23 protein-coding genes and 1 pseudogene are annotated in these 26,613 nt (G+C 73.6%); 8 read left to right on the top strand and 16 right to left on the bottom strand.

The features are described 5' to 3' along the window. Positions 1 to 94: 94 nt before the first annotated feature. Positions 95 to 1,129 (top strand): NUDIX hydrolase, encoded by a 1,035-nt coding sequence (locus NP777_RS07110; protein WP_256649195.1) that lies wholly within the window; start codon positions 95 to 97, stop codon positions 1,127 to 1,129. 56 nt (positions 1,130 to 1,185) lie between these two features. Here the strand turns inward: NP777_RS07110 and NP777_RS07105 are convergent, their stop codons facing one another. Continuing rightward, positions 1,186 to 2,547 (bottom strand): dipeptidase, encoded by a 1,362-nt coding sequence (locus NP777_RS07105; protein WP_256649194.1) that lies wholly within the window; start codon positions 2,545 to 2,547, stop codon positions 1,186 to 1,188. 171 nt (positions 2,548 to 2,718) lie between these two features. On the opposite strand from NP777_RS07105, the gene NP777_RS07100 reads away from it, so the two are divergent. From NP777_RS07100 to NP777_RS07090, 3 genes are all read left to right on the top strand, one after another. Further along, positions 2,719 to 3,924 carry a geranylgeranyl reductase family protein gene (locus NP777_RS07100; protein WP_256649193.1) on the top strand — a complete coding sequence of 402 codons (1,206 nt, stop codon included), beginning with the start codon at positions 2,719 to 2,721 and terminating at the stop codon, positions 3,922 to 3,924. 381 nt (positions 3,925 to 4,305) lie between these two features. After that, positions 4,306 to 5,541 (top strand): sensor histidine kinase, encoded by a 1,236-nt coding sequence (locus tag NP777_RS07095; RefSeq protein ID WP_256649192.1) that lies wholly within the window; start codon positions 4,306 to 4,308, stop codon positions 5,539 to 5,541. 113 nt (positions 5,542 to 5,654) lie between these two features. After that, positions 5,655 to 6,320, top strand: a complete 666-nt coding sequence (locus NP777_RS07090) for a response regulator transcription factor (protein WP_256649494.1) — start codon at positions 5,655 to 5,657, stop codon at positions 6,318 to 6,320. Positions 6,321 to 6,585: 265 nt separating this feature from the next. Here NP777_RS07090 and NP777_RS07085 read toward each other — a convergent pair whose 3' ends face one another. The 5 genes from NP777_RS07085 to NP777_RS07065 form a co-directional block, all read right to left on the bottom strand. After that, on the bottom strand, positions 6,586 to 7,512 hold the full coding sequence (locus tag NP777_RS07085; RefSeq protein WP_256649191.1) for a DUF2797 domain-containing protein: 927 nt from the start codon (positions 7,510 to 7,512) through the stop codon (positions 6,586 to 6,588). Continuing rightward, on the bottom strand, positions 7,512 to 7,754 hold the full coding sequence (locus tag NP777_RS07080; protein WP_256649190.1) for a DUF6332 family protein: 243 nt from the start codon (positions 7,752 to 7,754) through the stop codon (positions 7,512 to 7,514). The genes NP777_RS07085 and NP777_RS07080 overlap by 1 nt, the downstream gene beginning before the upstream one ends. 6 nt (positions 7,755 to 7,760) lie before the next feature. Further along, positions 7,761 to 8,291, bottom strand: a complete 531-nt coding sequence (locus NP777_RS07075; protein ID WP_256649189.1) for a DUF4442 domain-containing protein — start codon at positions 8,289 to 8,291, stop codon at positions 7,761 to 7,763. A 346-nt stretch (positions 8,292 to 8,637) separates the two neighbouring features. Next, the gene (locus NP777_RS07070; protein ID WP_256649188.1) at positions 8,638 to 9,372 is read right to left on the bottom strand and encodes a maleylpyruvate isomerase family mycothiol-dependent enzyme; all 735 of its coding nucleotides are present in this window, start codon (positions 9,370 to 9,372) and stop codon (positions 8,638 to 8,640) included. A gap of 53 nt (positions 9,373 to 9,425) precedes the next feature. Continuing rightward, positions 9,426 to 10,682, bottom strand: coding sequence for an MFS transporter (locus tag NP777_RS07065; RefSeq protein ID WP_256649187.1), 1,257 nt, complete (start codon positions 10,680 to 10,682; stop codon positions 9,426 to 9,428). A 17-nt stretch (positions 10,683 to 10,699) separates the two neighbouring features. Between NP777_RS07065 and NP777_RS07060 the strand changes: the two genes are divergently transcribed. After that, entirely contained in the window at positions 10,700 to 11,929 is a 1,230-nt protein-coding gene (locus tag NP777_RS07060; RefSeq protein WP_256649186.1) for an ROK family protein, read from the top strand. 12 nt (positions 11,930 to 11,941) lie between these two features. Here the strand turns inward: NP777_RS07060 and NP777_RS07055 are convergent, their stop codons facing one another. Then, positions 11,942 to 12,529, bottom strand: a complete 588-nt coding sequence (locus NP777_RS07055; RefSeq protein WP_256649185.1) for a DUF4865 family protein — start codon at positions 12,527 to 12,529, stop codon at positions 11,942 to 11,944. A 226-nt stretch (positions 12,530 to 12,755) separates the two neighbouring features. Here NP777_RS07055 and NP777_RS07050 point away from each other — a divergent pair, with 226 nt between their 5' ends. Next, entirely contained in the window at positions 12,756 to 13,058 is a 303-nt protein-coding gene (locus NP777_RS07050; protein ID WP_256649184.1) for an SHOCT domain-containing protein, read from the top strand. A 422-nt stretch (positions 13,059 to 13,480) separates the two neighbouring features. Here the strand turns inward: NP777_RS07050 and NP777_RS07045 are convergent. Together NP777_RS07045 and NP777_RS07040 are read right to left on the bottom strand one after the other, a co-directional pair. Continuing rightward, a pseudogene (locus NP777_RS07045) lies at positions 13,481 to 13,921 on the bottom strand (ATP-binding protein); the annotation flags it as partial. A gap of 184 nt (positions 13,922 to 14,105) precedes the next feature. Continuing rightward, positions 14,106 to 14,441, bottom strand: coding sequence for a hypothetical protein (locus NP777_RS07040; RefSeq protein ID WP_256649183.1), 336 nt, complete (start codon positions 14,439 to 14,441; stop codon positions 14,106 to 14,108). Positions 14,442 to 14,593: 152 nt separating this feature from the next. On the opposite strand from NP777_RS07040, the gene NP777_RS07035 reads away from it, so the two are divergent. Further along, positions 14,594 to 15,742 (top strand): PLP-dependent cysteine synthase family protein, encoded by a 1,149-nt coding sequence (locus NP777_RS07035; protein ID WP_256649493.1) that lies wholly within the window; start codon positions 14,594 to 14,596, stop codon positions 15,740 to 15,742. 106 nt (positions 15,743 to 15,848) lie between these two features. Here the strand turns inward: NP777_RS07035 and NP777_RS07030 are convergent, their stop codons facing one another. Both NP777_RS07030 and NP777_RS07025 read right to left on the bottom strand, forming a co-directional pair. Further along, positions 15,849 to 16,319: an SRPBCC family protein gene (locus tag NP777_RS07030; RefSeq protein WP_256649182.1), complete on the bottom strand. Its 471-nt coding sequence runs from the start codon at positions 16,317 to 16,319 to the stop codon at positions 15,849 to 15,851. 24 nt (positions 16,320 to 16,343) lie between these two features. Next, a complete protein-coding gene (locus tag NP777_RS07025) occupies positions 16,344 to 17,189 on the bottom strand; it encodes a DeoR/GlpR family DNA-binding transcription regulator (RefSeq protein ID WP_256649181.1) in 846 nt (281 codons plus the stop codon). 203 nt (positions 17,190 to 17,392) lie between these two features. Between NP777_RS07025 and NP777_RS07020 the strand changes: the two genes are divergently transcribed. Beyond that, positions 17,393 to 19,774 (top strand): hypothetical protein, encoded by a 2,382-nt coding sequence (locus NP777_RS07020; protein ID WP_391858468.1) that lies wholly within the window; start codon positions 17,393 to 17,395, stop codon positions 19,772 to 19,774. Here the strand turns inward: NP777_RS07020 and NP777_RS07015 are convergent. The 5 genes from NP777_RS07015 to NP777_RS06995 all read right to left on the bottom strand — a co-directional run bounded on the left by NP777_RS07015 (position 19,744) and on the right by NP777_RS06995 (position 26,608). Then, positions 19,744 to 22,179, bottom strand: a complete 2,436-nt coding sequence (locus NP777_RS07015) for a right-handed parallel beta-helix repeat-containing protein (RefSeq protein ID WP_256649180.1) — start codon at positions 22,177 to 22,179, stop codon at positions 19,744 to 19,746. The two genes, NP777_RS07020 and NP777_RS07015, sit on opposite strands and share 31 nt — an antisense overlap. Positions 22,180 to 22,370: 191 nt before the next feature. Continuing rightward, the gene (locus NP777_RS07010; protein WP_256649179.1) at positions 22,371 to 22,973 is read right to left on the bottom strand and encodes an Rv1733c family protein; all 603 of its coding nucleotides are present in this window, start codon (positions 22,971 to 22,973) and stop codon (positions 22,371 to 22,373) included. Between the two features lie 81 nt (positions 22,974 to 23,054). Continuing rightward, the gene (locus NP777_RS07005) at positions 23,055 to 24,812 is read right to left on the bottom strand and encodes a GAF domain-containing sensor histidine kinase (RefSeq protein ID WP_256649178.1); all 1,758 of its coding nucleotides are present in this window, start codon (positions 24,810 to 24,812) and stop codon (positions 23,055 to 23,057) included. A gap of 115 nt (positions 24,813 to 24,927) precedes the next feature. Continuing rightward, the gene (locus tag NP777_RS07000; RefSeq protein ID WP_256649177.1) at positions 24,928 to 26,121 is read right to left on the bottom strand and encodes a universal stress protein; all 1,194 of its coding nucleotides are present in this window, start codon (positions 26,119 to 26,121) and stop codon (positions 24,928 to 24,930) included. A gap of 61 nt (positions 26,122 to 26,182) precedes the next feature. Continuing rightward, entirely contained in the window at positions 26,183 to 26,608 is a 426-nt protein-coding gene (locus tag NP777_RS06995) for an ATP-binding protein (RefSeq protein WP_256649491.1), read from the bottom strand. Positions 26,609 to 26,613: the final 5 nt, after the last annotated feature.

Genomic DNA, 26,613 nt, shown 5'->3' with positions numbered 1-26,613 from the left:
CGGAGCGACGCGATCCGTCACTCGGTCGTCTTCGCGCGTTTCCATGGCAGGGTGATGCGGGCAACTGTCAGGAGGCGATGGAATAGGGGGAAATGTGATCGTCTGGCTGAACGGTGCGTTCGGTGCGGGTAAGACCTCCACGGCCCGCGAATTGGTGGACTTCATGCCCGGCAGCACGTTTTACGACCCGGAGCTGGTCGGTAACGGTCTGCGGATGATGCTCCCGCGGAAACGTCTCGAGCAGGTGTCCGACTACCAGGATCTGCCCTCCTGGCGCCGGCTGGTCGTGGACACCGGAGCGGCGCTGATCTCGGAGGTCGGCGGCCCGCTCGTGGTCCCGATGACGGTCCTCAGACAGGAGTACCGGGATGAGATCTTCGGCGGCTTCGCGGCCCGCCGCATCCCCGTACGGCATGTTCTGCTGCACACCGATGAAACGATCCTTCGCGAGCGCATAGCCGAACGCGAGGCGATACCCGGGGACGCGGACGCGAGCGAGTCCGTACGCCGGTGGTGCCTGGCCCATCTCGCGCCCTACCAGGCGGCCCTGACCTGGCTGACCACCGATGCCCATGTCGTCGACACCACCGGGCTCACCCCGCGCCAGACCGCCCAGCACATCGCCGACGCGGTCCGCGAGGGCGCCGGGATCTGCGACATCGTGCAGACCCCGGAGCCGAGGGCGGAGACGCTGGCCGCCGGGGTCCTGCTCTTCGACGAGGAGGACCGGGTGCTGCTCGTCGACCCCACCTACAAGCCCGGCTGGGAATTCCCCGGCGGCGTCGTCGAGCCGGGCGAACCCCCGATGTGCGCCGGGGTGCGCGAGGTCACCGAGGAGCTGGGGGTACGGCTGGACGAACCGCTGCGGCTGCTGGTGGCCGACTGGGAACGCCCCCAGCCGCCCGGCTACGGGGGCCTGCGGCTGCTCTTCGACGGCGGCAAGCTCTCCAGCGCGGCCGCCCGGGAGGTGCTGCTGCCCGGCTCCGAACTGCGCGGCTGGCGCTTCGTCACCGAGAGCGAGGCCGCGGCGCTGCTGCCACCGGTGCGGCTGAGCCGGCTGCGCTGGGCGCTCCGCGCCCGTGAGCAGGGCCGCCCGCTGTATCTCGAAGCGGGCGTCCCCACGGGCTGATCACGGCGGCCCGGTCCGGGGGACCGCCCGCCGACCGTCTGCGAGAGGGAGGGGGCTCAGCTCTTGCTCGCCGCGTACATCCCCAGGAACAGCGCCTCGGTGAGCGAGAGCTTCTCCAACTCCTCGGGCGAGACGCTCTCGTTGACCGCGTGGATCTGCGCCTCCGGCTCGCTCAGCCCGATCAGCAGGATCTCCGCCTCCGGGTAGAGCGAGGCCAGCGTGTTGCACAGCGGGATCGAGCCGCCCTGCCCGGCGATCGCCATCTCCTGGCCGTCGTACGCCAGGCGCATCGCGTCCCGCATCGCGGCGTACGCCGGGCTCGTGGTGTCCGCTTGGAACGGCTGGCCCTGGCCGATCTGCTCAACCGAAAGCCGCGCGCCCCACGGCACCGAGGACCGGAGGTGCTCGGCCAGCAGCCGGTTGGCCTCGGCCGCGTCCACGCCCGGCGGCACCCGCAGGCTGATCAGCGCCCGCGCGCCCGCCTGGACGGACGGGGTGGCGCCGACCACCGGCGGGCAGTCGATGCCGAGCACGGTGACCGCCGGGCGCGCCCAGATGCGGTCGGCGACCGTACCGGAGCCGATCAGCCCGACCCCGTCGAGCACCTTGGCGTCCTTGCGGAACTCCTCGTCCGGATACTGCAGCCCGTCCCACGCCGCGTCCGCGTCGAGGCCCTTGACCGTGGTCGAGCCGTCCTCGGCGCGCAGCGAGTCCAGGACGCGGATCAGCGCGGCGAGCGCGTCCGGGGCCGCCCCGCCGAACTGGCCGGAGTGCAGATTGCCCTCCAGGGTCTCCACCGAGACCCGCAGCATGGTCATCCCGCGCAGTGTGGCCGTGACCGTCGGCAGCCCGACCCGGAAGTTGCCCGCGTCGCCGATCACGATGGTGTCGGCGGTCAGCAGCTCCGGATGGGCCTCGGCGTAGCGCTCCAGACCGCCCGTGCCCTGCTCCTCCGAACCTTCCACGATCACCTTGACGTTGACCGGGACCCCGCCGTTCGCCTTGAGCGCACGCAGCGCGGTGAGATGCATGATCACGCCGCCCTTGCAGTCCGCGGCGCCCCGCCCGTACCAGCGGCCGTCGCGCTCGGTCAGCTCGAAGGGCGGGGTGTGCCAGGCGTCCTCGTCCAGCGGGGGCTGCACGTCGTAGTGCGCGTAGAGCAGCACGGTCGGGGCACCGGCCGGACCGGGCAGGAAGCCGTACACGGACTGGGTGCCGTCGGGCGTGTCCAGCAGCGCCACGTCCTCGAACCCCTCGGCGCGCAGCGCGTCGGCGACCCACCGGGCGGCCGCCTCGCATTCGCCGGGCGGGAACTGCGCCGGGTCCGCCACCGACCTGAAGGCCACCAGCTCGGCCAGTTCGGCCCTGGCACGCGGCTGCAGGGCGGCGACGGTGGCGGCGAGAGGCGCCTTCTCCATGGGGGGACCCTCCTGGGGTGCGACGGGCTCGGGGGCGGGATGCGCGGCGATGGGCACGTATGTACGACTTGATGCCGCGTGGCCGATCATCCCACAGCGGGGTCATCCGGCGGGGAGCCGTAGGATGCCGGGTAGGCGCATCAGGTCGGTCGATTGGGAGCGGATCCACACGTGAGCAGCGACAACGCAGCCCCGGACAATGAGACGGTATGGGACGTCGTCGTGGTGGGCGCGGGCCCCGCGGGTGCCTCCGCGGCCCATGCCGCCGCCTGCGCCGGACGCCGGGTGCTGTTGTTGGAGAAGGCCGAACTGCCGCGCTACAAGACCTGCGGCGGTGGCATCATCGGCCCCTCGCGGGACGCCCTTCCGCCGGGTTTCGAACTGCCGCTGCGGGAGCGGGTGCACGCGGTGACCTTCTCGCTGAACGGCAAGCTGTCCCGCACCCGCCGCTCCAAGCACGCGCTCTTCGGGCTGATCAACCGGCCGGAGTTCGACGCGGCCCTGGTCGACGCGGCCAAGGACGCGGGCGCCGAGGTCCGTACGGGCGTCGCGGTCTCCCGCGTCGAGCAGCACGGCCCGGCCGTGCCCGACCGGCGCACGGTCGCCGTGGTGCTCTCCGACGGTGAGACGGTGCTGGCTCGGGCCGTGGTCGGCGCCGACGGCAGCGCGAGCCGCATAGGCGCGCATGTCGGAGTGAAGCTGGACCAGGTGGACCTCGGCCTGGAGGCGGAGATCCCCGTTCCGGAGACCGTCGCGGAGGACTGGGCGGGCCGGGTGCTCATCGACTGGGGCCCGATGCCGGGGAGTTACGGCTGGGTCTTCCCCAAGGGCGACACCCTTACCGTCGGCGTCATCTCGGCGCGCGGCGAGGGCGCCGGGACCAAGCGCTATCTGGAGGACTTCATCGCCCGGCTCGGCCTCGCCGGATTCGAGCCGAGCATCTCCTCCGGCCATCTGACCCGCTGCCGCGCCGACGACTCGCCGCTGTCGCGCGGCCGGGTCCTGGTGTGCGGCGACGCGGCCGGACTGCTGGAGCCCTGGACCCGCGAGGGCATCTCCTACGCGCTGCGCTCGGGCCGGCTCGCGGGGGAGTGGGCGGTGCGCGTCGCCGAGGCCCACGACGCGGTGGACGCCCGCCGCCAGGCCCTGAACTACGCCTTCGCGATCAAGGCGGGGCTGGGTGTGGAGATGGGCGTCGGCCGCCGACTGCACACGATCTTCGCCCGCCGCCCCGGGATGTTCCACGCGGCGCTCACCGGCTTCCGCCCGGCGTGGCGCGCCTTCACGAAGATCACCCGCGGTACGACCACGCTGGGCGACCTCGTCCGCACCCACCCGGCCGCCCGCCGCGCCCTGGGGGCGATGGACCGGGGCTAGGGTTCGGCCTCGGCCGTGTTGGGCTGATCTTCGCGGGCCCGTGACGCCCATGCCGCCCGTACGGGGAGAGGCGGCGCTGCCGGGGGCGGGCGGCGCGAGGGCCCCGGCGGGCATGCCGGGCGACCCGCTGCCCGTGTGCGCGCTCGGCCGGCTCGTCGCTGCGCGCGTTTGAGCCCTCCCCACGGCTGGGCCCTCCTCACGGCTAGGCCCTCCCCACGGCTGGGCCCTCCCCACGGCCGCCGCGCCGCGGTGGGGAGCCGGGCTCGGCCCTGTCCCGGGATCCGCCCGGCAGGGCGCGGGCAGGCGTACTCCGTCGGGAGTAGGCGCAGCCACCGCGCAGGGGGGACGCCCGCGCCGCCCGGCCGGTTTAGCGTTGCCCGTATGCACGGATTCACGGGGGAGCACGGCCCGGGGCGGCGGCCGGGCGGATGGCGGCGCGGAGCGCCCTTCGATCCATCGCGTTCGGCGCTGCCCTGGCGCTCCTCGGTCGCCATCGCCGTCATCCAGATGGTGGGCACCGGATTCGCCGCTCATGATCAGCCCGCCCGGGTGGACCTAGGAGCCGGGAGCGCCGTGCTGCTGCTCGCCGGACCCGCGCTGCTGCTCATGCGCCACCGCCGTCCCGGGACGGTCGTGGTCGGCACGGCGGTGGTGACCGCCGTCTACCTCGCCGCCGGATATCCGTACGGGCCCGTCTTCCTCAGCGTCGTCGTCGCCTGTGTGGCGGCCATCGCGGCCGGGCGGCGGATCGCCGCGTGGAGCGCGATCGGGCTGCTGTGGGGGAGCCATCTGCTCATCGGCCACTGGCTCTACCGCTGGCTGCCGCCGGGCGATGACGGGCCCGTCGGATGGGGGCAGGAACTGGCGGTCACCGCCTGGGCGACGGCGATCGTGGCCGCGTCCGAACTCGTTCGCGTACGGCGTGAGCAGTGGGCCCGGGAACGGGCCGAACGGGAGGCGGCGGCGCGGCGCCGGGCGGACGAGGAGCGGCTGCGGATCGCCCGCGAACTGCATGACGTCCTCGCCCACAGCATCTCGGTCATCAACGTTCAGGCGGGTGTCGGGCTCGCCCTCCTCGACCAGGACCCCGAGCAGGCCCGCACCGCGCTGACCACCATCAAGGCGGCCAGCAAGGAGGCGCTGGGCGAGGTCCGCCAGGTCCTCGACACCCTGCGGACCTCCGGCTCCGGAGCGCCCGACGCCGCGCCCCGCTCACCCGCGCCCGGCCTGGACCGGCTGACGGAGCTGACCGGGCAGGCGGCGGACGCGGGGCTCGCGGTGCGGGTGGAGGTGGAGGGCGTACGGAGGGCCCTGCCGCCGGGCGCCGATCTCGCGGCGTTCCGTATCGTGCAGGAAGCCCTGACCAACATCGTCCGCCACTCCGGCTCCCGGAACGCCCATGTGCTGCTGCGCTACGCCCCCGGTGAGTTGGAGCTGCGGGTGGACGACGACGGCCCCGCGACCGGGGACGGGGCGACGGGCGGCGGCAACGGCCTGGTCGGCATGCGCGAGCGGGCCGCCGCGCTCGGCGGCACGGTGGAGGCGGGCCCGCGCCCGGACGGCGGCTTCCGCGTCCGGGCCAGGATTCCGTTCAAGGGTGGGATGGAGACCCCATGAGGGATGGAGACCCCGTGAGGGATGGAGACCCCGTGAGGGATGGAGACCCCGTGAGGGATGGAGACCCCGTGAGGGATGGAGACCCCGTGAGGGATGAGGACGGGCCCGAGACCGTGATCCGGGTCGCGCTCGCCGACGACCAGCTTCTCGTGCGCGCCGGTTTCCGCGCCCTGCTGGCGGCGCAGCCGGATATCGAGGTGGTCGGCGAGGCGGCCGACGGGGAGCAGGCGCTGGCGCTCGTACGGGAGCGGCGCCCCGATGTCGTGCTCATGGACATCCGCATGCCGGTGCTCGACGGCCTCGCCGCCACCCGCGGGATCACCGGGGACCCGGCCCTCGGCGAGGTCAAGGTGGTCATGCTGACCACCTTCGAACTCGATGAGTACGTCTTCGAGGCGATCCGCTCCGGCGCCTCCGGCTTCCTGGTCAAGGACACCGAACCGGATGAGCTGCTGCGGGCGGTGCGCGCGGTCGTCGGCGGCGACGCGCTGCTGTCGCCCGGGGTGACCCGCCGTCTCATCGCCGAGTTCGCGGCCCGGTCCAGGGAGCCCGCGCCCGCGGCGGCGCTGGCGGAGTTGACCGAGCGGGAGCGGGAGGTGATGGCCCTGGTCGGCATGGGGCTGTCGAACCAGGAGATCGCCCGGCGGCTCGTGGTCAGCCCGCTCACCGCCAAGACCCATGTGAGCCGGACGATGGTCAAGCTGGACGCCCGGGACCGCGCCCAACTCGTCGTGCTCGCGTACGAGTCGGGCCTGGTCCGGCCGGGCTGGCTCGGCTGAGCGAGGGGCCGGGGTCCGAGTTTCGTGGTCCGGGCCGTGTGCTCCGGGTTTTGTGCCACGGGCTCCTCGTCCGGCACGGGCCTCTCGCTCCGCACGGGCTTCCGTCCGGCACGGGCCCCTCGCCCCGCACGGGCTTCCGTACGGCGCGGGCCCCTCGCCCCGCACGGGCTTCCGTACGGCGCGGGCCCCTCGCCCCGCATGGGGTCCTCGCTCCGCGCGGGCCTCCGTCCGGCGCGGGCCGCCCCCCTCAGATCGACCCCTCCGCTCAGAACAGCCCCTCCGGGGCCTCCGCTTCCCGTTCCCGCCGCGCCACCGGCGCCGTCGTCGGGGCGTCCACCGCGGCCGCCGCCAGCGGCCACCCCGCCAGCTGCCGGGTGTCCAGCAGCAGGGCACGGCCGTCCGCCGAGGTCAGATGGATGTCCGGGCCCGCCACGGCGTCGATACGACCGGCCACGGTGGCCTCGGGGACGAGCCGGATCAGCCCCGGCGCGGGGCGCACCCGGTCCAGCTGGAACGCCACGTCATGGTGCACCGGCTCGAACGGGGCCAAGGTCAGCGACTCCGGCAGACCGCCGCCCAGGCCGCGCGCCCGCTGGTGGAGCGCGGCGAGGTCGGCGGCCCGCCGCTCCGGGGGCGGCGGGGCCTCGCGGGCGGTGCGCTTGGCGGCGTAGGGGAAGCGGTCCGGGACACCGAGCGCGGCGCCCAGCACGGCCTCCGCGCGGCGCGCGGCCATCAGCGGTCCTCGGCCCAGCAGGCAATAGGAGAGCGCGGCCTGCTCCAGCAGCCGTGCCCCCTCCCGCTCGGCCGCGGTGATCCCGACCTTGATCAGCTCCGGGCCGAACCAGGCGAGATAGACGTCGTAAGGGCGCGGATCGTCCGTACGGGTGTCGGCGGCCACGGAGTACGAGCGGTCCAGCCGGGCGCAGTCCGGGCACTGGGCCGATACGGCGGAGGCCGGGACCTCGGCCCCGGCCGGGCACGGGGTGTGCCGGGCGCCCCTGCGGACGCCGACGCACGCGCGCCGGGGGCCGGTGGTGAACGAGAGCGGGCGGTCCGGTGTCAGTGGGGAGAGCCGTTCCCCCTGGGCCGGATGGCGCCAGACCAGCGAGGGCCCGCCGCGGCCCCAGCGCGCCCCGGCGCACTGCCACCGGGCCGGCCGCGGGTCCTGGCTCTGGCCTCGGCCCTGGGGCATCAGCGCCGCTGCCGGGAGAAGAGCCACAGCGCCCGCACCAGGCGGACGGCGAATCCGACGGTGGCGACCGCGAAGGCGGCACCCTGCCAGGCTCGCTCCTGGGCCCGGCCCAGGTCGCCGAAGAGGGCGGGGCTCGCGACCGCGACATAGAGCACGGCTGCCAGCAGACCGGCCGTGACCAGGGCGAACACTATCTCGATGGTGAGCGCGTCGCGTTCGTCCTGGGTACGGGGTCCGGTCATCTCGTCTCAGCCCTTCGTCCGCTGTCCGGTGGCCGCCGCCGGGTCGGTCCTCCCCGGCCCCGGCCCGCGCTGCCCGTCATGGTGCTTCCGGCGCACATACAGCTGTTTCCGCACGCGTGCTACGACCGTACCGTCCGCGGCGACCACCTGGTTCTCGAACCACGGCAGGGCCTTGCCGCCGTCCGCCGTGGCCTCGCGGATCTCCTCGAGCCGCTCCTCGGTGAGCTTGAAGTCGGCGAACACATCACCTCGGCCGGGCGAGACGAAGTCGATCTCGCCGGCCTTGTCCCAGACGATGTAGTCCCGGCCGAGCCGTTGCATCACCAGCAGCATCCAGAACGGGTCGCTCATCGAGAACAGTGAGCCGCCGAAATGGGTCCCCACGTAGTTGGAGTTGAAGCGGTGCAGCCGCAGCCTGACGCGGGCGCTGCTCCAGTCCTCCGCGAGATGGACCACCCGCACTCCGGCGAAGAGATAGGGCGGCCACCAGTTCATCGCGCGGCGCAGTCCACGCGGCGACATCGATCGACGTGACATGACAGGAAGCTAACACGGGTTATTACTCATCGGTAACCCAAGTGGTCGGCCCACCCGGGCGGTGGGCGCGATCAAGCGGCACGCGTACCCGAGCGGTGGGCGCAACCGAGTGGCGCGCGTCCCCGGGCGGTGGGCGCAACCGAGTGGCACGCGTCCCCGGGCGGTGGGCGCAACCGAGTGGCGCGCGTCCCCGGGCGGTGGGCGCAACCGAGTGGCACGCGTACCCGAGCGGTGGGCGCAACCGAGTGGCGCGCGTCCCCGGGCGGTGGGCGCAACCGAGTGGCACGCGTCCCCGGGCGGTGGGCGCGACCCGAGTGGTGTGGTCGCGCCCCGGGCGGTCGGGAGGTCAGATCCCCGAGTGCTCCCGCCACAGCTCGGCCAGCTTCTCGTCCCCCTCCGTGGTCAGCGCCGTGATCGGCAGCCGGTTCCAGAGCGCGAGATAGAGGTCGCGGGCCGGGCCGCTGAGCTCGCAGTCTGCCGCCCCCTCGCCGTGGCGCTCGGTGCGCGGAGCGTCCTGGGACAGCCGCATCGTCCAGACCGCGCCCTGGTCCGTGGTCCGCACCCGGAGCGTGCGCGGGGTGTCCGTGCGCACCCGGGACCGGTCCAGGCTGTGGAAACCGGCCAGCAGCTCATCGACCCCGTCGGCCGCGAACTCCGGGGTGAACGGCGAGAAGTCCCCGCCCCGGGCCGACTCCGCGTCGATCCGGTGGATGGCCGTCTCATGGGCCTGGCGCCGGGCCCAGAACTCCAGCGGGTTCTCCGAGGGCAGGAAGGTGAAGCACTTCACCTCGGGGTCGGCATGGGTGAGGACGTCGACAAGACGGCCATGGACCTCGCGGTACCACGACACCAGCTCGGCGTCGGCCGGTGCCGCCTCGACCGCCGGCCGGACCGGCTCGGTCAGACCCTCGGCGACGAACCGGGCGGCCCAGCCGTGCACCCGGCCGATGTGCGACAGCAGATCACGGACGCGCCAGTCGGGGCAGGTGGGCACGGGGGCGTCCACCCCGGCCTCGGCCGCGGCGTCGGCCAGCGACCGGCCCTCGCGGTCGACGATTTCGATCAACTCGGCAGTCTCCATGTCGGAATCATGCCAGCCGCCTCTGACAACGCCGGGCCGGGGCGGACGCGATGTCAGCTTCCGGCCGTGCGCGCGGCATTCCGCGTGCCGTACGCGACGACCGCCGCCACGGCGGCCAGCGCGGCGACCGTGGTGAGCGCGACCGGCAGCGAGTACCAGTCGGCGAGGAAGCCGATCGTCGGCGGGCCCAGCAGCATGCCGCCGTAGCCGAGCGTGGAGGCCGCGGCGACCCCGCCCGGCCCGGTCAGCGCGCCCGCCCGCGCGATGGCGACGGGGAAGAGGTTGGCCAGCCCCAGCCCGGTGACCGCGAAGCCGAGGAGCGCGAGCCAGATCGTGGGCGCGAGCGAGCCCAGCAGCATTCCGGCCGTGGCCGTGGCGCCGCCCGCGATCAAGGTCCTGGTCTGGCCGAGCCGTTCGAGCAGCATGGTTCCGCTCAGCCGCCCGACGGCCATCATCAGGGCGAAGACGGCGTAGCCCGCGGCGGCGAGCCCGGCGGACGCGTCGAGGTCCTGGTGCAGATGGAGTGCGGCCCAGTCGGCCATCGCGCCCTCGCCGTACGCCGTGCAGAGGGCGATCAGGCCGAACACGGCGACGAGCCACCGGGCGCCGCCCGGCCGCCGCACATCGGGGGACGACTCGAGGCCGGCGGTCTGCTCGGACTCGGCCGCGGGCCCCGTGCCGCCCCGCGGCGTGGGCACCGGCAGCGAGAGCAGCGTCCGGCCCGCGGCCGCCGCGAGCAGCAGCCCGAAGACCGCGAGCAGCGACAGATGGCGGGTGGGGGAGAGCTGATCGGCGATCAGCCCGCCCAGCCCGGCCCCGGCCATCCCGCCCAGGCTGAACGCGGCGTGGAAGCTGGGCATGACCGGGCGGCGCAGGGCGGCTATGAGGTCGACCGCCGCGCTGTTCATGGCCACGTTGAGCGCGCCGAACCCGGTGCCGAAGACCAGCAGCACCAGCCCGAGGGCGAGCGCGGAGTGGGTCAGCGGCGGCAGCGCGACGGAGCCCGCGAGCAGCACACCGGCGGCCACCGTCGTCGGATGGTTGCCGAAGCGGCGGCACAGGCGTCCGGTGGCCATCATCGTGGCCGTACCGCCCGCGGACACGCCGAGCAGCGCCAGCCCCAGCGCGCCCTCCGAGGCGCTGGTCTGGTCCTTGATCGCGGGGATCCGGGCGACCCACCCGGCGAACACGAATCCGTCCATGAAGAAGAACGCGGTGATGGCGGCGCGGAGTCGGGCGAGGTCGCGGTCGGTGGAGACGGAGCGGCGCACGCCCGGGATGGCCGTCCGTATTTTGTTTGGAGTCGGCACAAAGTGAGAATAGAGGCGTGACCCAGACACGGACAAGGCTCGAGCGCGGCCGAAGCGCTCTTGGCCCGGCACTGGCACTCGTCCACACCGGCCGCGCCCCCACCCGCGCCGTGCTCACCGCCGAACTCGGGGTGACCCGCGCGACCGCGGGCGCCGTCGCCGCCGAGTTGGAGGCGCTCGGGCTGATCCGGGTCGACTCACGGCCGCTCGGGGCCGCCGGGGCACAGGGCCGTCCCTCGCACCGGCTGTCGATCGCGCCGCACGGGCCGGTCGCGCTCGCCGCCCAGGTGCACGCCGACGGCTTCCGGGCGGCGCTGGTCGGGCTCGGCGGGCAGACCGTGGCCACCGCGCCCGGCTGCATGACCGTACCCGCGGACCCGGCGCATGTGATCGACGCGGTCGTCGAGGCCGGTGTCCGGCTGCTGCGGGAGACCGGCCGCCGCTGTGTGGGCGCGGGGCTCGCCGTCCCGTCCGCGGTCGCCGAACCGGAGGGCACCGCCCTGAACCCGCTGCACGTCGCCTGGCCCGCGGGCGCCCCGGTGCGCGAGCTGTTCAGCCGCAGCCTGGCCGCGGCCGGGATCCGCGGCGACGACGGTGAGCCGGTCACCGGCTTCGCGGGCAATGACGTCAACCTGGCCGCGCTCGCCGAACACCGCCATGGCGCGGGCGGCGGCGCCCAGCATCTGCTCTGCGTCGCCACCGGGCACCGGGGCGTCGGTGGCGCGCTGGTGCTCGACGGACGGCTGCACACGGGGAGCGCGGGGCTGGCCCTCGAGGTGGGCCATCTGACCGTCAACCCCGAGGGCCCGCCCTGCCACTGCGGCAGCCGCGGCTGTCTGGACATCGAGGCCGATCCGCTCGCCTTCCTCACGGCGGCCGGGCGCGAACCGGGCCCGGAGGTGTCCCTGCTGCAACAGGCTCGCGATCTGCTGCGCGAGGAGTACGCCACGGCGCCGTCCGTAAGGGCGGCCACCGAGCAGCTCATCGACCGCCTCGGCCTCGGCCTCGCCGGCCTGGTCAACATCCTCAACCCGGACCGCATCATCCTCGGCGGGCTGCACCGCGAGCTCCTGGAGGCCGATCCGGAGCGGCTGCGCGCGGTGGTGGCGGAGCGCAGCCTGTGGGGCCGCAGCGGGGGCGTGCCGATTCTGCCCTGCACGCTGGACCACAACAGCCTGGTCGGGGCGGCGGAGTTGGCGTGGCAGCCGGTGCTGGACGACCCCTTGGCGGCCCTGGGCGTGGGCTGACCCGTCCAGCGGTCACCACTGCCGCCCCCGGGGGAGCGCCTCCAGGTCCGGGGTCGACAGATGGAGCACCTGGTAGCGGTCGCCGGGCTCCGACGTCGGTGCGGAGTCCTCCCAGAGCGTGAAGTGGATCAGCTCCCAGCCGCGCGGGTCGATGCCGAGGGCCGTGGTGTGGACGCCGTCCTTACGGGCGCGCTCGGCCAGCCGCGCCAGCGCGCCCTCGACGGCGGAGGCGGGGTCGGCGGCGGCCGGGACCGGCTCGGCGTGGCGGGTGGCGGCGCGCGGCACGGTGCCCGCGGCCGGGCCCCGCTCGAACGCGAGCCCCTGCCAGTGCTCGACCGAGGGTCTGCCGAAGTCCCGGACGATGCCCTGGAATCCGGGGCCCCACAGAAAGCGGTTCATGGCCTCGGGCGCGGTCCACAGATAGAACGGCGCGTACTGATGGACCGGCGAGCCGTCCACCCCGCGCTCCCGGATGCCGTACGCCTTGAGGCCCAGCCCTGAGAAGCCGTCGAGCAGCGGCCCTTTCGTCTCCACCCGGCGCCGGATGATCTTCATGTCGTAGTCGGCGGGCAGGGTGATCCGGTACTGCATGGCGAGCATCGGTGAACTCCTGTCGGCGGGGTGTGTGTTCGCATGCGGTCGTCCTCGGCTCCTTCGATCGTACACACTAGTAGGTACAGAGCGGCCGGGCCGCTGCGCGTACTCCCCGGGAGGTACCGGAACTGTCGTCGGCCGTACGACGACCGGGGCACCGTAAGGGAGTGATCCTCGGGAGTGGCCACGAGACGAGGGCCATGAGAAACCACTCCAGAGGAGCGCGATCACCATGACCACCCTGGCGCACGGCTTCGCCGACGGCGATGGCCCCGGACCCTGGATTCTGCTCTTCCCACTGATGTGGGCGCTGGTCGTCGGCGGCGCGGTCTTCGTGCTGCGGCGCGCCGGATGGCGCGGACGCGCCCCCTGGCGGCACGGCCCCGGCCCCGTGGACTTCGGCGAGCGATCGCCGATCGCGGTGCTGGGCCGTCGCTTCGCGGCCGGTGAGATCGACGAGGACGAGTACTGGCGCCGACTGTCGGTCCTGGACGAGCAGTTCGGCCGCCACGCGACGAAGGGCGGGGCCCTCTGACGGCGGAGGCCGGGCCGTACGGTCCGCCGGGTCTGTCCGGGCTGTCCCGCCTCGCCGGAGGCGGGACGCTCGCGTGCTCAGCGGGAGGCTGCCGACCGGGCGGCCGCGGGGGCCCGCTCGCGCACCGCGGGCGCCGGAGCGGCCGGTGCGGGGGCCGGGGCCGGAGTCGGAGCCGGGGCCGGGGCCGGTGCGACGGCGGCAGTGGGGGCCGGTGCGGCGGCGACGGGTTCGGGGGCGACGGGCGCGGGCGCCGGTGCCGGGGTGACGGGTATCGGGGCGACGGGCGCCGGTGCCGGGGTGACGACAGGCTCGGGTGCGGGCCCGGGGCCGGTGCGGGGCGCGGTGGGCGCCGGCGCCGGACGGGAGGCGTCCGTACGCGTACGAAGGCGCGGCGCGGTGCGGCCCGTTCCAGCGGTGCGGCCCGTTCCAGGCGAGGCGAGGGGCGGCTTGGCGGTGGCGGTGGGCAGCGGCACGGCCAGCGTGAACCAGACGACCTTCCCGCCGCCGTCGTCCCGCGCCTGCATCCCCCAGCTCTGGCTGACGGCCGCGACCAGCGCGAGCCCCCTGCCGTGGGTGGCGAAGGGATCGCACGCCTGGACGCGAGGCAGTCGCGGATCCTGGTCGCGGACCGAAACGGTCAGCCGGTCCAGCATGAGAACGATCTCCACCGTGCACTGCTTGTCCGGCTGGGCGTGCCGATGGACATTGGTGAGCAGTTCGGTGACGCCGAGCGCCGCCGGGTCGATGAGCGGATCCAGATGCCAGTAGCGCAACTGCGCCGACACGATTCTGCGGACCTGTCCGATCCGCGACGGCAGGGCCTGCAGCTCCACCGTGCAATGCCTGCTAGGACGACTGATCACGGCTGCGACTCCCTGAAGACGTGGGGCTAGCCTGATTCAGATGCGGGCGACGAACACGTTCAGCAGTGGTGGCTGCTGGGCGCGACCGGTGGGACGGTTCTCAGCGTCACCGCTTGTTGACCCTCAGTGATACTGATACTCGTCCAGGGTCGGTCCCACCGCGCGCACGCGCAACTCGGCCGCCTCACCTCTTCGGGGCATGCCCCCGGGCAGACCGGACGGCGTCGAGGAAGCGGCTGGCGGCGCCCGAGCCGGACTTGGCAGCGGTGGACTTGGCGTCCTGCGAGCCGAGGGTGAGGCGGTAACGGGTGCCGTTCACGGTGGCCATGGCCTGGTCCCCGTCCACGAACCAGGGCTTGCTCGCCCGCACCGATTGCACGGGCGCGCTGTCGATCTCGCTGCCGTAACTGGTCAGCAACTGCAGCCTGCCGTCCTTGATCATGACCTGTCCGGCGCGGGTCACCGAGCGCAGGAACCGCTCGATCCGCACTCCCCTGGCGTTGAACTCCGTATCGGCCATCACAACCGCCTCCCCGATGGCTCCGACTGGCACTGTGCCGCCGCCTCTCATTTTCCCTGTTGCGCAGTGTGCCCGTGACCGGCCCCGGACACCAGGGCGCACTGGGGGACAATGAGGATCGAAACGGCATGAGTATGCCACCTGGGCTGGGCATGAGGCACAAGCAGAAGGAGTGGGCGTTGGACGGCACGGCGCGCGGCAGTATCGAGACGATCGACGTGGACCGCAGCGACCACGGCTACCGCGAGTGGCTGAAGGACGCCGTCCGCAAGGTGCAGGCCGACGCCCAGCGGTCCGCGGACACCCATCTGCTGAGCTTTCCGCTGCCCGAGCGCTGGGGGATCGACCTCTACCTCAAGGACGAGTCCACCCACCCCACGGGAAGTCTCAAGCACCGCCTGGCACGCTCGCTGTTCCTCTATGGGCTGTGCAACGGCTGGATCCGGCCGGGCAAGCCCGTGATCGAGGCGTCCAGCGGCTCCACCGCCGTATCCGAGGCGTACTTCGCCAAGCTGATCGGGGTGCCCTTCATCGCGGTGATGCCCCGCACGACCAGCCGGGAGAAGTGCCGCCTGATCGAATTCCATGGCGGCCAGTGCCATTTCGTGGACGACCCACGGACGATGTACGAGGAGTCCGCCGCTCTCGCGGCGGAATCCGGGGGCCACTACATGGACCAGTTCACCTACGCCGAGCGGGCCACGGACTGGCGGGGCAACAACAACATCGCCGAGTCGATCTATCAGCAGCTTCGTCTGGAGCGCTATCCCGAACCGGCGTGGGTCGTGGCCACGGCGGGCACCGGTGGCACCTCGGCGACCATCGCCCGCTATGTCCACTACATGCAGTACGACACCCGGGTGTGCGTCGCCGACCCGGAGAACTCCTGCTTCTTCGACGGCTGGGTGCACCATGACGCCCACGCCTCCAGCGACCACGGCTCACGCATCGAGGGCATCGGCCGTCCCCGGATGGAGCCCAGCTTCGTACCGGGCGCGATCGACCGGATGATGAAGGTCCCGGACGCGGCGAGCGTCGCGGCCGTGCGCGCCCTGGAGCGGGCCATCGGCCGTAAGGCGGGCGGCTCCACGGGGACGGGGCTGTGGAGCGCGCTGCGGATCGTCGCGGAGATGGTCGCCGCCGGGCGGACCGGGAGCGTGGTGACGCTGCTGTGCGATCCGGGGGAGCGGTATCTGGACAAGTACTACTCGGACGCGTGGCTCGAGGAGCAGGGGCTGGACATCGAGCTGTATGTGAAGACGCTCGACATCTTCCTCACCACCGGCAACTGGACGGACTGACCGCCGCCCTTACGGCCGTCGTCAGGCGCGCGTATGGCCGCCGTCACGTCCTTACGGCCGTCGTCAGGCGGCGTGCATGGCCGCCGTCACGTCCTTACGGCCGTCGTCAGACCGCCGCCACCATCCGGTCCAGGTTCCGCACCGCCTGGTGGAACGCGCGCCGCAGACCCGGCCGCATCGCCCGGACGGCACCGCGCAGCACCGCCGTGCCGTCCACCGCGAAGACATAGCGCACCACGGTCCCGCCGTCCGAGGGCCGCAGCGTCCACTCCTCGAGCAGCGCCCGCAGCCCCGGCACGTTGGTCTCGTCGACGCGGTAGGCGTAGCGCTCGTACGGATCCGCCGCCATGACCGTCTCGCGGAAGCGGGTGCCGCCCATGAGGCGGATCTCCCGTCGCTTGCCGCCGTCCGTGGAGCGGGCGTCCCTCACCTGCCGGAACCACCGGGGCCAGCCCTCGACATCGGTGAACGCCTCGAACACCGCCTCGGGGGCGGCCGGGATCTTGGCGACGAAGACGAGCCGCACCGGGGCGGTCTCGGCGTACTCCAGCCCGACGGAACGCAACCGGTGTGTCATGGACACACGATAACTGGCGGGGTGTCAGATGTCTGCGGTGCGGACCGGCTCGCCCGCCACCACCAGCTCCGGCAGATACTCGGAGATCTCCGCCCGTGCCTCCTCCGGCAGCCCCGGGTCCGTGACCAGCGCGTCCACCTGGTCCAGCGAGGCGAACGAACTCAGCCCCACCGTGCCCCACTTGGTGTGGTCCGCGACCACCACCACCCGCCGCGCGGCCCTGACGAAGTGGCGGTTGGTCTCCGCCTCCGCGAGGTTCGGCGTCGACAGACCCGCCTCCACCGATATGCCGTGCACCCCGAGGAACAGCACATCGAAGTGGAGGGAGCGCACCGCCGCGTCCGCGACCGGCCCCACCAGCGTGTCCGACGGTGTCCGCACCCCGCCGGTGAGCACGACGGTGGCCGCGCCCGGGCGCGGGCCCACCCCGCCGAGCGCCGCCGACCGCTGGGCGTTGTAGAACACATCGGCCACCCGGACCGAGTTCGTGACCACCGTCAGGTCGGGCACCTCCAGCAACTGCTGGGCCAGTGCGAAGGCCGTGGTGCCGCCGGCCAGGGCGATCGCGGTGCCCGGCGTGACCATCGCGGCCGCCGCCTTGGCGATGTCCTCCTTGGCGCTCAGCTCGAGGCCCGACTTGGCCTCGAACCCGGGCTCGTACGTGCTCGCCTCGGCCACCGGCACGGCCCCGCCGTGCACCTTCTCCACCACGCCCAGCCGGGCCAGCGCGTCCAGATCGCGACGAACCGTCATGTCCGAGACATTGAGCTTGCGCGTCAGCTCGTTGACCCGCACCCCGCCGCGCCGCCTGACCTCATCGAGAATCAGGGCACGCCGCTGCTCCGCCAGCAGGTTCTGGTTGTCGCTCACCCTGCCTCGTCTCCCTCCGGTCGGCCCTCGTCGGCCGAGCGTTCATCTTCGCACGAGGTGAGGACAGCCGAGCGCCGGTGCACCCGGGGTTACGATTTCGCCACGCCCGCCGTGTCAGGGTCGGGGACGGTGGCCGATGGGCACAATCCTGGAGCCAGCACGACCGCACCACACCGGGATCGGGGGACACGGTGCCATCGACCATGCGTACGGACACACCGGCCGACGCTGCGGAACAGGCGAAGACAGCCCGCAAGGGCGGGGCGCCGCCACCCGATCTGGAACTCCTCGTCCACGGAGTGGGCGGCACCACCCCCGAGGAGATGCTGGGCGATCCGCGCACCAGCCTGGTCACCGGCGACGAGACCGCGGCGGTCTACCGCAGGGCGGACGACATCGACGCCGAGCAGCGCCCGCCGGAGGACCGCGAGGGCCCGGACCGCGACGGCCCGATCCGTGAGGCGTACGTCTGGTGCAACCTCACCTCGGGCAACGGCTCCCGCGCGCTGTGGCTGCTTTTACTGCCGTTCATGGTCGCCAACCTCGCCCACTGGATGCGGCCCCCGGCCGACCGCCGCGAGCGGACCGTGCGCACCTACGGCCTGCTGGTCCGGCTCGTGGCGCTCACCCTGACCGTGCTGCTGATCGCCGGGGCCTGCGAGGTGGCCCTGGACCTGGTCGCCTGGCAGTGCGCCGGTTCGGCCGACTGCGCCGGGGGCAAGTCCTGGCTCGGCTTCCTGTCCCCGGAGAACCACGGCTGGTGGAGCCAGCCCGGCCGCAGGCTCGCGCTCGCCGCGGTGCTGCCCGGCGCGCTCACCGGACTGCTGTGGTACCTGTCGAACCGCACCTGGAGCGCGTACGAGTCGTCCCCGCCGCTGGAGCGCCCGGTCGACGAGTCCGCGCCCGAGGCGGGCAACCGCCCCGCGCTGTGCCTGCCCGGCTTCTGGTACGGCCGCAGGATCGTCGCCCGGCTGCGCGCCGCGCACACCGCCGCCGGCTTCCTCACCATCGCGGCGGGCCTGACCCTGCCCACCACCACCTACGACCGCGAACCGGGCGGCAGCGGGCCGCAGGACGCCGCGGGGTGGGCGCTGCTGACGCTGCTCTGCGCGGGCGCGGTCACGGTGGTGGCCGTGGTCTGCTACCGCGGCCGCAGTGAGACCAAGGTCGACGCGAACCTGGACCGCCTCACCATCACCGCGCTGCCCGGCGCCGCCCTCGGGGTGCTGGCGCTCTCCGTCCTGTACGCCGGCTGGTCCCGCCCCGGCTGGGTCTCCACCGACCAGCTGCCGGGCAACCAGGCGTTCTGCGCCATCGCCATCGGGGAGGGCGCGCTGATCGTGATCATGGCGGTGTGCGCCCTGGTCCTCCACCGGGCCGCGCCCGGCCGCACCCCGCTGTACGGGCTCGCCGGGCCCGCCGTCGCGGTGCTCGCCTGTGGGCTCGGCGCGGTGCTCGCGGGCGGTGTCGCCCAGCGCTTCGCCGACTGGCTCGACGGCGGCGGCACCCCGGGCGAGGGGCCGGGGATAGCGCCTCCGGTGCTGCTGACCTGGCTGGCCACGGCCATCCCCGCGCTGCTGCTGGCCCTGGTCGTCCTGCTGCTGATCTTCACCGTAAGGGTGTGGCGGGTGCGCGACCGGCTGTTGCCGACCATCATGGACGGCTACCCGGGGGAGCGGCCCGACGCCGTACGGACCCGGCGGATCGCGAGCACCATCGCCCGCGCGGGCCTCACCGACTCCGTCCCCTGGATCGTCGGCCCCGTCGCGTTGCTCACCCTGCTGTTCGGCGCCCTGGCCGTCACCGCGGCCTGGGTCACCAACGAGGTGCCGGGGCGGGCCGCCGACGGCGCGCCCGGGGTCGTGGACGCCGCCGCCCAGACCGCGCAGGCGCTGGGCTCCTGGCTGATGGGGCTGGCCTTCCTGATGCTGGTCACCTTTGCCCGCCGCGCCTACCGCAGCCCCTCAGCCCGCCGCACCATCGGCATCCTGTGGGACGTGGGCACCTTCTGGCCGCGCGCCGCCCACCCCTTCGCGCCGCCGTGCTACGCCGAGCGGGCCGTTCCCGATCTCACCTGGCGGATGGAGACCTGGACCCGCCGGTACGGCGGTCGGCTGGTCATCTCCGGCCACTCCCAGGGCAGTGTGCTGGCCGCGGCCGCGGTCTGGCAGGTGGACCACCGCACCCGCGGCCGGGTCGCGCTGCTCACCTACGGCTCACCGCTGGAGCGGCTCTACGGGCGCTGGTTCCCCGCCTACTTCGGGCCCAGCCAACTGCTCTCGCTCCACGGCGAGGTGCGCTGCTGGCGCAACTTGTGGCGCTACACCGACCCGATCGGCGGCCCCATCAAGCTGCCCGACGGCAGCGGGCCCGAGGTCGACTGCGACGCCCTCAAGGACCCGCTGGCCTACGGCCGGACGACCGAACACCCGCTGCCCGCGCCCATCCTGGGGCACGGCGACTACCAGGCCGATCCCGTCTTCGACCGGGAGCGGGCCGGGCTGCTGGCCCGGCTCCCGGAGCAGACGCCGCCCCCCGCGGAGGAGGCCGCCGGTCAGATGAGCTCCGGCAGGTCCTCGGGATAGAGCAGTGTGAGGTCGTCCGTGGTCGGGTCGCTCAGCTGGGCGACCCGGCCCGCGTGCCGCTCCACCATCGCCTCGAAGGTCTGCCGGGCGGTGCGGCCGTTGCCGAACGCGGGGCCCTTGGGGAGCGCCGTGAAGTACTTCAGCAGCCCCTCCGAAGCGCCCTCTCCGATCCGGTACTCATGCTCCTCGGCCTGCTGCTCCACGATCCGCAGCAACTCCTCCGGGCTGTAGTCGCCGAAGGTGATGGTGCGCGAGAAGCGGGAGGCCACACCGGGGTTGACGGACAGGAAGCGCTCCATCTCCGCCGTGTACCCCGCGACGATGACCACGACCGCGTCCCGGTGGTCCTCCATCAGCTTCACCAGGGTGTCTATGGCCTCCCGGCCGAAGTCCCGGCCGGAGTCCTCCGGGGAGAGGGCGTACGCCTCGTCGATGAACAGCACCCCGCCGCGCGCCCGGTCGAACGCCTCCTGGGTGCGGATGGCCGTGGAGCCGATGTGCTCACCGACCAGGTCCACCCGGGAGACCTCCACCAGATGGCCGCGCTCCAGCACCCCGAGGGAGGCCAGGATCTCCCCGTAGAGCCGGGCCACCGTGGTCTTACCGGTACCGGGGGAGCCGGTGAAGACCAGATGGCGGCGGACGGAGGCGGCCTTGAGCCCGGCCTCCTGACGCCGCCGGCCCACCTCGATCATGTCGGTGAGGGCCCGCACCTCGCGCTTGACGCTCTCCAGCCCGACCAGCGCGTCCAGTTCGCCCAGCACCGCCGTGGACGGGCGGACGGCGACCGGGGGCTCGGCGGCGGGCGCGGAGGTCTGGGCGGCTCGCTGCGCCGGGACGCCGCCCAGCAGCCCGCCCGTCGAGGCGGTCTCCACGGCGGGCGCGGTGACCTGGGGCTGGATGGGCGCGCCGGGGGAGCCCAGCGCCGTGGTGGCGCTCTCGTCGCTGGTGCAGTCCTCGACGATGGGCCCCGCCTCGGAGAACTCGTAGCCCCCGCGCGCACACCGCTCCGTACGGCACCGGGTCAGGGTGGTGCGGCAGCCGTCGATGACGTGGAAGCCATAGCCACCGCTGCCGGTCACCCGGCAGCCGGTGAAGGTGCCGCGGCCCTCGGCGGAGACGTAGAACCCGGCCTCCGTCGGCCCGGAGACCGTGGTGCGCTCGACCGTCGGATCGGCGCCCTTGGTGACGATCACTCCGGTGGCGGCGCCGTCTATGGTGCAGTTGGCGAGCGTGCCGCCGCTGCCGTGGTCGCGGAACCAGGCGCCGGTGGCCGCCTCCCGGATGCGGCAGTCGTCGAGCTGGACGATGGCCCCGTCGCTGACCGAGACCGCGGTGGAGCGCACCTGGGACAGATCGCTGTCGACCACATCGACCCGCGACCCCCGGTCCAGGACGAACAGCGCGTCCGGCACCTCGCGCACCCGGCACGAGTCGAGCACGGCGGTCGCCCCGTCGCTCACCCACACCGCCGGATAGTCGCCGGTGCTCTCGTGCAGCTCGCACTGGTTGGCGTCCACCCGGGTGCCCGGGTCCCACACCGACAGGCCGTTGCGCCCGAACCGGCGGACCGTGGAGCGGGTCAGCGTCAGCACCGAACGCGACCTCAGATCGATCGCGTTCTCCGGGATGTCATGGATCTCGCAGTCCGCGAGCGTGAGCACCGCGTCCGTGTCCAGATTGACGCCGTCGGCCGTCGTGCGGTGCACCCGGCAGTCGGTCAGATTCCCGGTCGCGCGGCCGGAGACCTGCACCCCGGCGCCCCGGATCTCGTACACCTCACAGCCGACGGCCTCCAGCGAGGAGCCCTCGCCGGTCAGCGAGAACCCCGCCCCGGAGGCGTGGTGCACCCGGCAGCGGTCCAGGCGCGGACGGGCGCCGCCGCGCACCGCCACCCCGGACTGCCCGGCGGCCACCACCTCGCACTCCTCGAACACCCCGCCCGCGCCGTCCAGCACGCTGAGCCCGACGCCCGCGGGGTTGTCCACGGTGCAGCGCCGCACGGTCGGGCGGGCGCCGCCGCGCACCTCGATGCCGACCGCCGAGCGCGTGGCGACCCGTACGTCCGTCAGCTCCGGGGTGCCGTCCTCGATCAGCAGCGCGGGGGCGGCCGAGTCCTGGCCCTCGACATGCAGATCCTGGACCACGGCGGAGGCCCGTATCGTCAGGGCGACTCCGTCGACCGGCGCGATCCGCACCGAACCGCGTGCCGAGCCCTCGGGCCCGCGCAGGGTGACGGCCCGGCCCACCACCAGATTCTCGCGGTAGGTGCCGGGCGAGATGGAGAGCACATCACCGTCCCCGGCGGCCTCCAGGGCCGCCGTGAGGGAGGCGTACTCTCCGGTGCGGCGCCGCCACCGCGACGTCCCGCTGTGCGTCACCTGGACGACCGAGCCCTGTGCCATGGTGCTGCTGTGCCCCCACCTCGTGCGTTGCCGGTGTGCGCGCCTGACCGCCGCTGCTGACTGCCGCTGCGCATATGGAATGCCCCACCGTAGCGTGCGCGAGGCGCCATGAGTTGACCTGGCTGTGGAGCACGGGGGGAGTTGTGTGTTCGTATGACAACTCCCGGCCGGATGTAGCCCGCTCGCACAGGTCAGCTGTCGGCGTCCGCCCGTCCCCAGTCCTGACCGGCTCGCTCCCACGCGGTGTCCCACTGTGTGTAGCGCCGCCGCATGAGCCGCCATACGACCAGCCGCCGGGCGCCGTCCACCAGGACCGCCGTCACCCCGGCCGCGCCGATCCCGGCCAGCACGGCATGGGTGGCCGCCGTCGCGGTGTCCAGCGGGCGGCCCACCGGGCGGCCGTGGTCATCGGTCCAGATCCGGAACCGCTCACCGGGATCCGCGCCGGGGTGGGCACCCAGCGTGCCCTCGTGTCTGCTGCCGTCCGGCCCCGTCCAGCGGGCGAGGACGCGGCGATGGGCGTCTCTCGCGGAAGCGGTCTCCGGATCGGAGTCGATGGGTGGATGCGGCAGCACCTTCACCACGGTGGCCGAGAGCGGATGACGCTCGGCCCGCTGCTTCTGCGCGGCCTTCACCAGCGCCCCGTGTGCCAGGGACCCCGACGTCCAGCCGACGATGGGGGCGACGAGCAGGATGAGCGCCGCGGCGATCAGCGCCGCGCACGCCTCCATCACATCCGTCTTACGGCGCAGCAGGTTGCGCCGCCAGCGCCACAGCCCCCAGATCATTCGCATGGATCACATACCCCCTTCCCCATTCGTGAGTACCGCATGGCGGGCCGGATATGCGCAGTATTCGGTGGAGAGAGAGCAATATCACGGGGTCAGTCCCTTCGCTGTTCCGGCGGGCCGTCGGCGGTGCAGGGGGACCCGCCAGACCAGCCGGGTGCCGCCCGCCTCGGGCTCCTCGATGTCCAAAGTGCCGCCCAGGAGTTCGGCCCGGGACCGCATATTGACCAGTCCGCCGCTGGGTGCGGCGCCCCCGGTGCCCACCCCGTTGTCCGTGACTTCCAGGGTGATGTCGGCGCCGACGGTCAGCCGCACCTCCACCCGCTGGGCGTGGGCGTGCCGCACCGTGTTGCTGAGCGCCTCGGCCAGCACCGCCAGCACATGGTCGCCGGTCTCGTCCGGCACATCGGTGTCCACCGGGCCGTCCAACAGCAGCGACGGGGTGAAGCCCAGGGTGTCCGAGGCCGAGCGGACGGCCTTGACCAGCCGGCGCCGCAGCGTGGCGGGTTCGCCGCCGTCGTCCCCGACCGTGCGCAGCGCGAAGATCGTGGAGCGGATGATCTTTATGGTCTCGTCCAGGTCGTCCACGGCCCGCCCCACCCGTTCGGCCGCCTCCGGGCGCTCGATCAGCCGGCCCGCGCTCTGCAGGGTGAGCCCGGTGGCGAAGAGCCGCTGAATGGCCAGATCGTGGAGGTCCCGGGCGATCCGGTCCCGGTCCTGGAGCAGCGCCATATGCTCGGACTCGGCGCGGTGCCGGGCCAGTTCCAGGGCCAGGGCCGCCTGCGCCGCGAACCCCGAGAGCAGCTCCACCTCGTGGTCGTCGAACGGCTGCCGCCCGGCCAGCCGGCACAGCCGCAGCGCACCGGAGGCCCGCTCGCTCGCGACCAGCGGTACGGCCACCACCGGGCCGAACTCGCTCTCCGGAGCCGGCAGCGGCCAGGACCGGGCCCGCGAGTCCACCCGTACGTCCGAGGCGACCGCGGGGCGTCCGGTGCGGGCCGCGAGCCCGGCCAGCGAGCCGTCGGACGGCACCACGAGCCCGCCGATGAGCTCGGCGTCATGCCCCTCGGCCACCTCGACCATCAGCGAGTCCGTGCCGGTGGCCGGCAGCAGGATCGCCGCCGAGTCGGCCAGGGCCACCTGGAGGGCGAGCCGGGCGATCAGGCTCAGCACCTCGCCGGCCGAGGTGCCCGCCAGCAGCGTACGGGTGATGACGCCGAGCGCTTCCAGCCACTGCTCACGGCGCCGGCTCTCGTGGTACAGCCGGGCGTTGTCGATGGCCACCCCGGCGGCGACCGACAAGGTGGCCAGCACCGCCTCGTCATCGGCGTCGAACTGGGCGCCGCCGCGCTTCTCGGTCAGGTAGAGGTTCCCGAAGACCTCGTCACGGACCCGGATCGGGACGCCCAGGAACGAGCGCATCGGCGGATGGTGCTCGGGGAAGCCGTAGCTGGCCGGATGCTCCGACAGATCGGTGAGCCGCAGCGGCTGGGGGTGGCGGATCAGCTCGCCGAGCAGTCCATGGCCACTGGGTAACGGGCCGATGCGGTACGCCTGTTCCTCGGACATGCCCACCGGCAGGAACTGCGAGAGCCGATGCCGGTCGACCACGCCCAGCGCGCCGTACTCCGCGTCGGCCAGCACCACCGCGGACTCCACGATCCGGCGCAGCACCTGCTCCAGGTCCAGCTCGCGGCCCACGCTGAGCACGGCCTCCAGGAGGCTGTGCATCCGGCCCTGGGTGGAGCGGGCCGCGTCCAGCCGCGCCTGGAGCTCGTCGAGGAGCTGGTCGAGCCGGAGTTGGGGGAGAGCCGGATGGCGCCCCTGATCCGCGCTGCCCGACACCTGGCCTCCATCCCCCCATGACCCTCTCACCAGCAGGGTAGCCGGGGCGGGGGCAGGTGGTGGCGGGGATGGAAGGAACTCGGCCAGGGTCGCGGGGCCGCCGGGGGACCGGCGCCTAGGAAACGGGCACCACGGCGACCGGGCACTTGGCGTGATGCAGCACGGCGTGGTTGACAAGGCCCAGTTGCATGCCGAAGTGCCCCTGCCGCCGCCGGGCCCCCACCACCAGCAGATCCGCGTGCGCGGAGGCGTCCAGCAGCGCCTTGCGCGCCGAGCCCTCGACCGGGCGGTGGGCCACCGGCACCGGCGGCAGCCCGGCCGCCGTGGCGCCGCCCAGCGTCTCGTCCAGCAGCTCGGCGGCCCGTCGCTCGTGCGCCTCACGGGCCCCTTGAGGCTCACGCGCACCTTGCACCGCAGGTACCCCTCGCGTCCCACGTGTCCTGCGGACCTCGTGTGTCCCGTGGACCTCACGCGCCCCCTGCTCCTCGTGCGCGCCGCGGTCCCCGGGCCCGCCGTGGTTCCCGGGCCCGCCGTGGTTCCCGGGCCCGCCGTGGTTCCCGGGTCCGCCGTGGTTCCCGGGTCTCTCGTGGTTCCCGGGTCCGCCGTGGTTCCCGGGTCTCTCGTGGTTCCCGGGTCCGCCGTGGTTCCCGGGCCTCTCGCGGTCCCCGGGCCTCTCGTGGTCTTCGGGGCCCGCGCAGCGCCAGGCGTGCACCGCCTCCAGCTCACCGCCGCGCAGCCGCGCCTCGCGGAGGGCGAACGCCGCGGCGGCGGAGGGCGGTGCGGGCTCCTGGTCGCCCGAGCGCTCGCGCTCTGCGATCCCCACCACCACCCGGTTCATCCCGCCGCGCATGTTCTCCGGGCGGCCGCGCACCACGACCACCGGGCACTGGGCGCGGGCCGCGATGCCCAGTCCGACCGAGCCGAGCAGCAGCGAGGCGAACTCGCCCCGGCCGCGCGAGCCGACCACCAGCGCCTCGGCGCTCTTCCCGGCGCGCAGCAGGGCGGTCACCGCGTCATCCGCCGCCAGGTCGGTCATCACCTTCAGGGCCGGCACCCGCCGCCCGGCCCGCCTGGCCGCGGCGGCCAGCACCGCCTCGCTGTGGAGCCGCTCGGCGGGGCGGTCGGCGGCCGTTCCGGGGATATAGCCCTCGTACCGCTCCCACAGCGAGGCGTGCACGACGCGCAGCGGCAGCCCGCGGCGCCCGGCCATCTCGGCCGCCCAGTCCAGTGCGTCCGAGGCGGCGTCCGAACCGTCGACCCCGACGACCACGGGAAGCTCCACCGCGCCCACCGCCTCTCCTGCCGGCACCTGGAAATGTCCCTTCCCATTGTCCCGCCGAAGCGGTCGCCGAGGGAATCCGGCGGCTCACTCAGCGCAGCCGCATGGCCAGCGTCACCACGGCGCCCACCGCCCCCGCGCTGATCACCAGCCGGTCGGTGACCAGCTGGGTCAGCCACAGCCCGCGGCCGCTGGTCGCGCCGTCCAGCCCCGGCAGGATCCGCGGGATGACGTCCTCGGAGAAGCCGGGCCCGGAGTCGCTGATCCGGCACTCCAGCTCGTCGCCGATCCGCCGCAGCAGCAGGGATCCGGTGCCGCCCGCGTGCTCGACGGCGTTGTTGGCGATCTCGTCCACGGCCAGCACGAAGTCCCCGCGGCGGGTCTCGCTGAGCCCGGCCCAGGCCGCGCACTGCTCGACCTGCACCCGCAGCCGGGGCAGCTCATCGGCGGTGAAATGACGGTGGAGCAGGTGTTCTCCGGCTCGATCGGCGGACCGACGACGAGGGTCGGCTAGCACCAGTG

The organism is Streptomyces rugosispiralis (assembly GCF_024505145.1).
Taxonomy (GTDB): Bacteria; Actinomycetota; Actinomycetes; order Streptomycetales; family Streptomycetaceae; genus Streptomyces; species Streptomyces rugosispiralis.
This window is presented reverse-complemented; position numbering and strand designations above follow the sequence as displayed.

What these genes read in the sequence shown, in the direction of transcription:
- NP777_RS07105 (WP_256649194.1), bottom strand. Translation starts at nt 2,547, where the DNA reads ATGGAGAAGGCGCCTCTCGCCGCCACCGTCGCCGCCCTGCAGCCGCGT.
- NP777_RS07095 (WP_256649192.1), top strand. Translation starts at nt 4,306, where the DNA reads ATGCACGGATTCACGGGGGAGCACGGCCCGGGGCGGCGGCCGGGCGGA.
- NP777_RS07085 (WP_256649191.1), bottom strand. Translation starts at nt 7,512, where the DNA reads ATGCCCCAGGGCCGAGGCCAGAGCCAGGACCCGCGGCCGGCCCGGTGG.
- NP777_RS07080 (WP_256649190.1), bottom strand. Translation starts at nt 7,754, where the DNA reads ATGACCGGACCCCGTACCCAGGACGAACGCGACGCGCTCACCATCGAG.
- NP777_RS07075 (WP_256649189.1), bottom strand. Translation starts at nt 8,291, where the DNA reads ATGTCACGTCGATCGATGTCGCCGCGTGGACTGCGCCGCGCGATGAAC.
- NP777_RS07070 (WP_256649188.1), bottom strand. Translation starts at nt 9,372, where the DNA reads ATGGAGACTGCCGAGTTGATCGAAATCGTCGACCGCGAGGGCCGGTCG.
- NP777_RS07055 (WP_256649185.1), bottom strand. Translation starts at nt 12,529, where the DNA reads ATGCTCGCCATGCAGTACCGGATCACCCTGCCCGCCGACTACGACATG.
- NP777_RS07050 (WP_256649184.1), top strand. Translation starts at nt 12,756, where the DNA reads ATGACCACCCTGGCGCACGGCTTCGCCGACGGCGATGGCCCCGGACCC.
- NP777_RS07040 (WP_256649183.1), bottom strand. Translation starts at nt 14,441, where the DNA reads ATGGCCGATACGGAGTTCAACGCCAGGGGAGTGCGGATCGAGCGGTTC.
- NP777_RS07035 (WP_256649493.1), top strand. Translation starts at nt 14,594, where the DNA reads ATGAGGCACAAGCAGAAGGAGTGGGCGTTGGACGGCACGGCGCGCGGC.
- NP777_RS07030 (WP_256649182.1), bottom strand. Translation starts at nt 16,319, where the DNA reads ATGACACACCGGTTGCGTTCCGTCGGGCTGGAGTACGCCGAGACCGCC.
- NP777_RS07020 (WP_391858468.1), top strand. Translation starts at nt 17,393, where the DNA reads ATGCGTACGGACACACCGGCCGACGCTGCGGAACAGGCGAAGACAGCC.
- NP777_RS07015 (WP_256649180.1), bottom strand. Translation starts at nt 22,179, where the DNA reads ATGGCACAGGGCTCGGTCGTCCAGGTGACGCACAGCGGGACGTCGCGG.
- NP777_RS07010 (WP_256649179.1), bottom strand. Translation starts at nt 22,973, where the DNA reads ATGCGAATGATCTGGGGGCTGTGGCGCTGGCGGCGCAACCTGCTGCGC.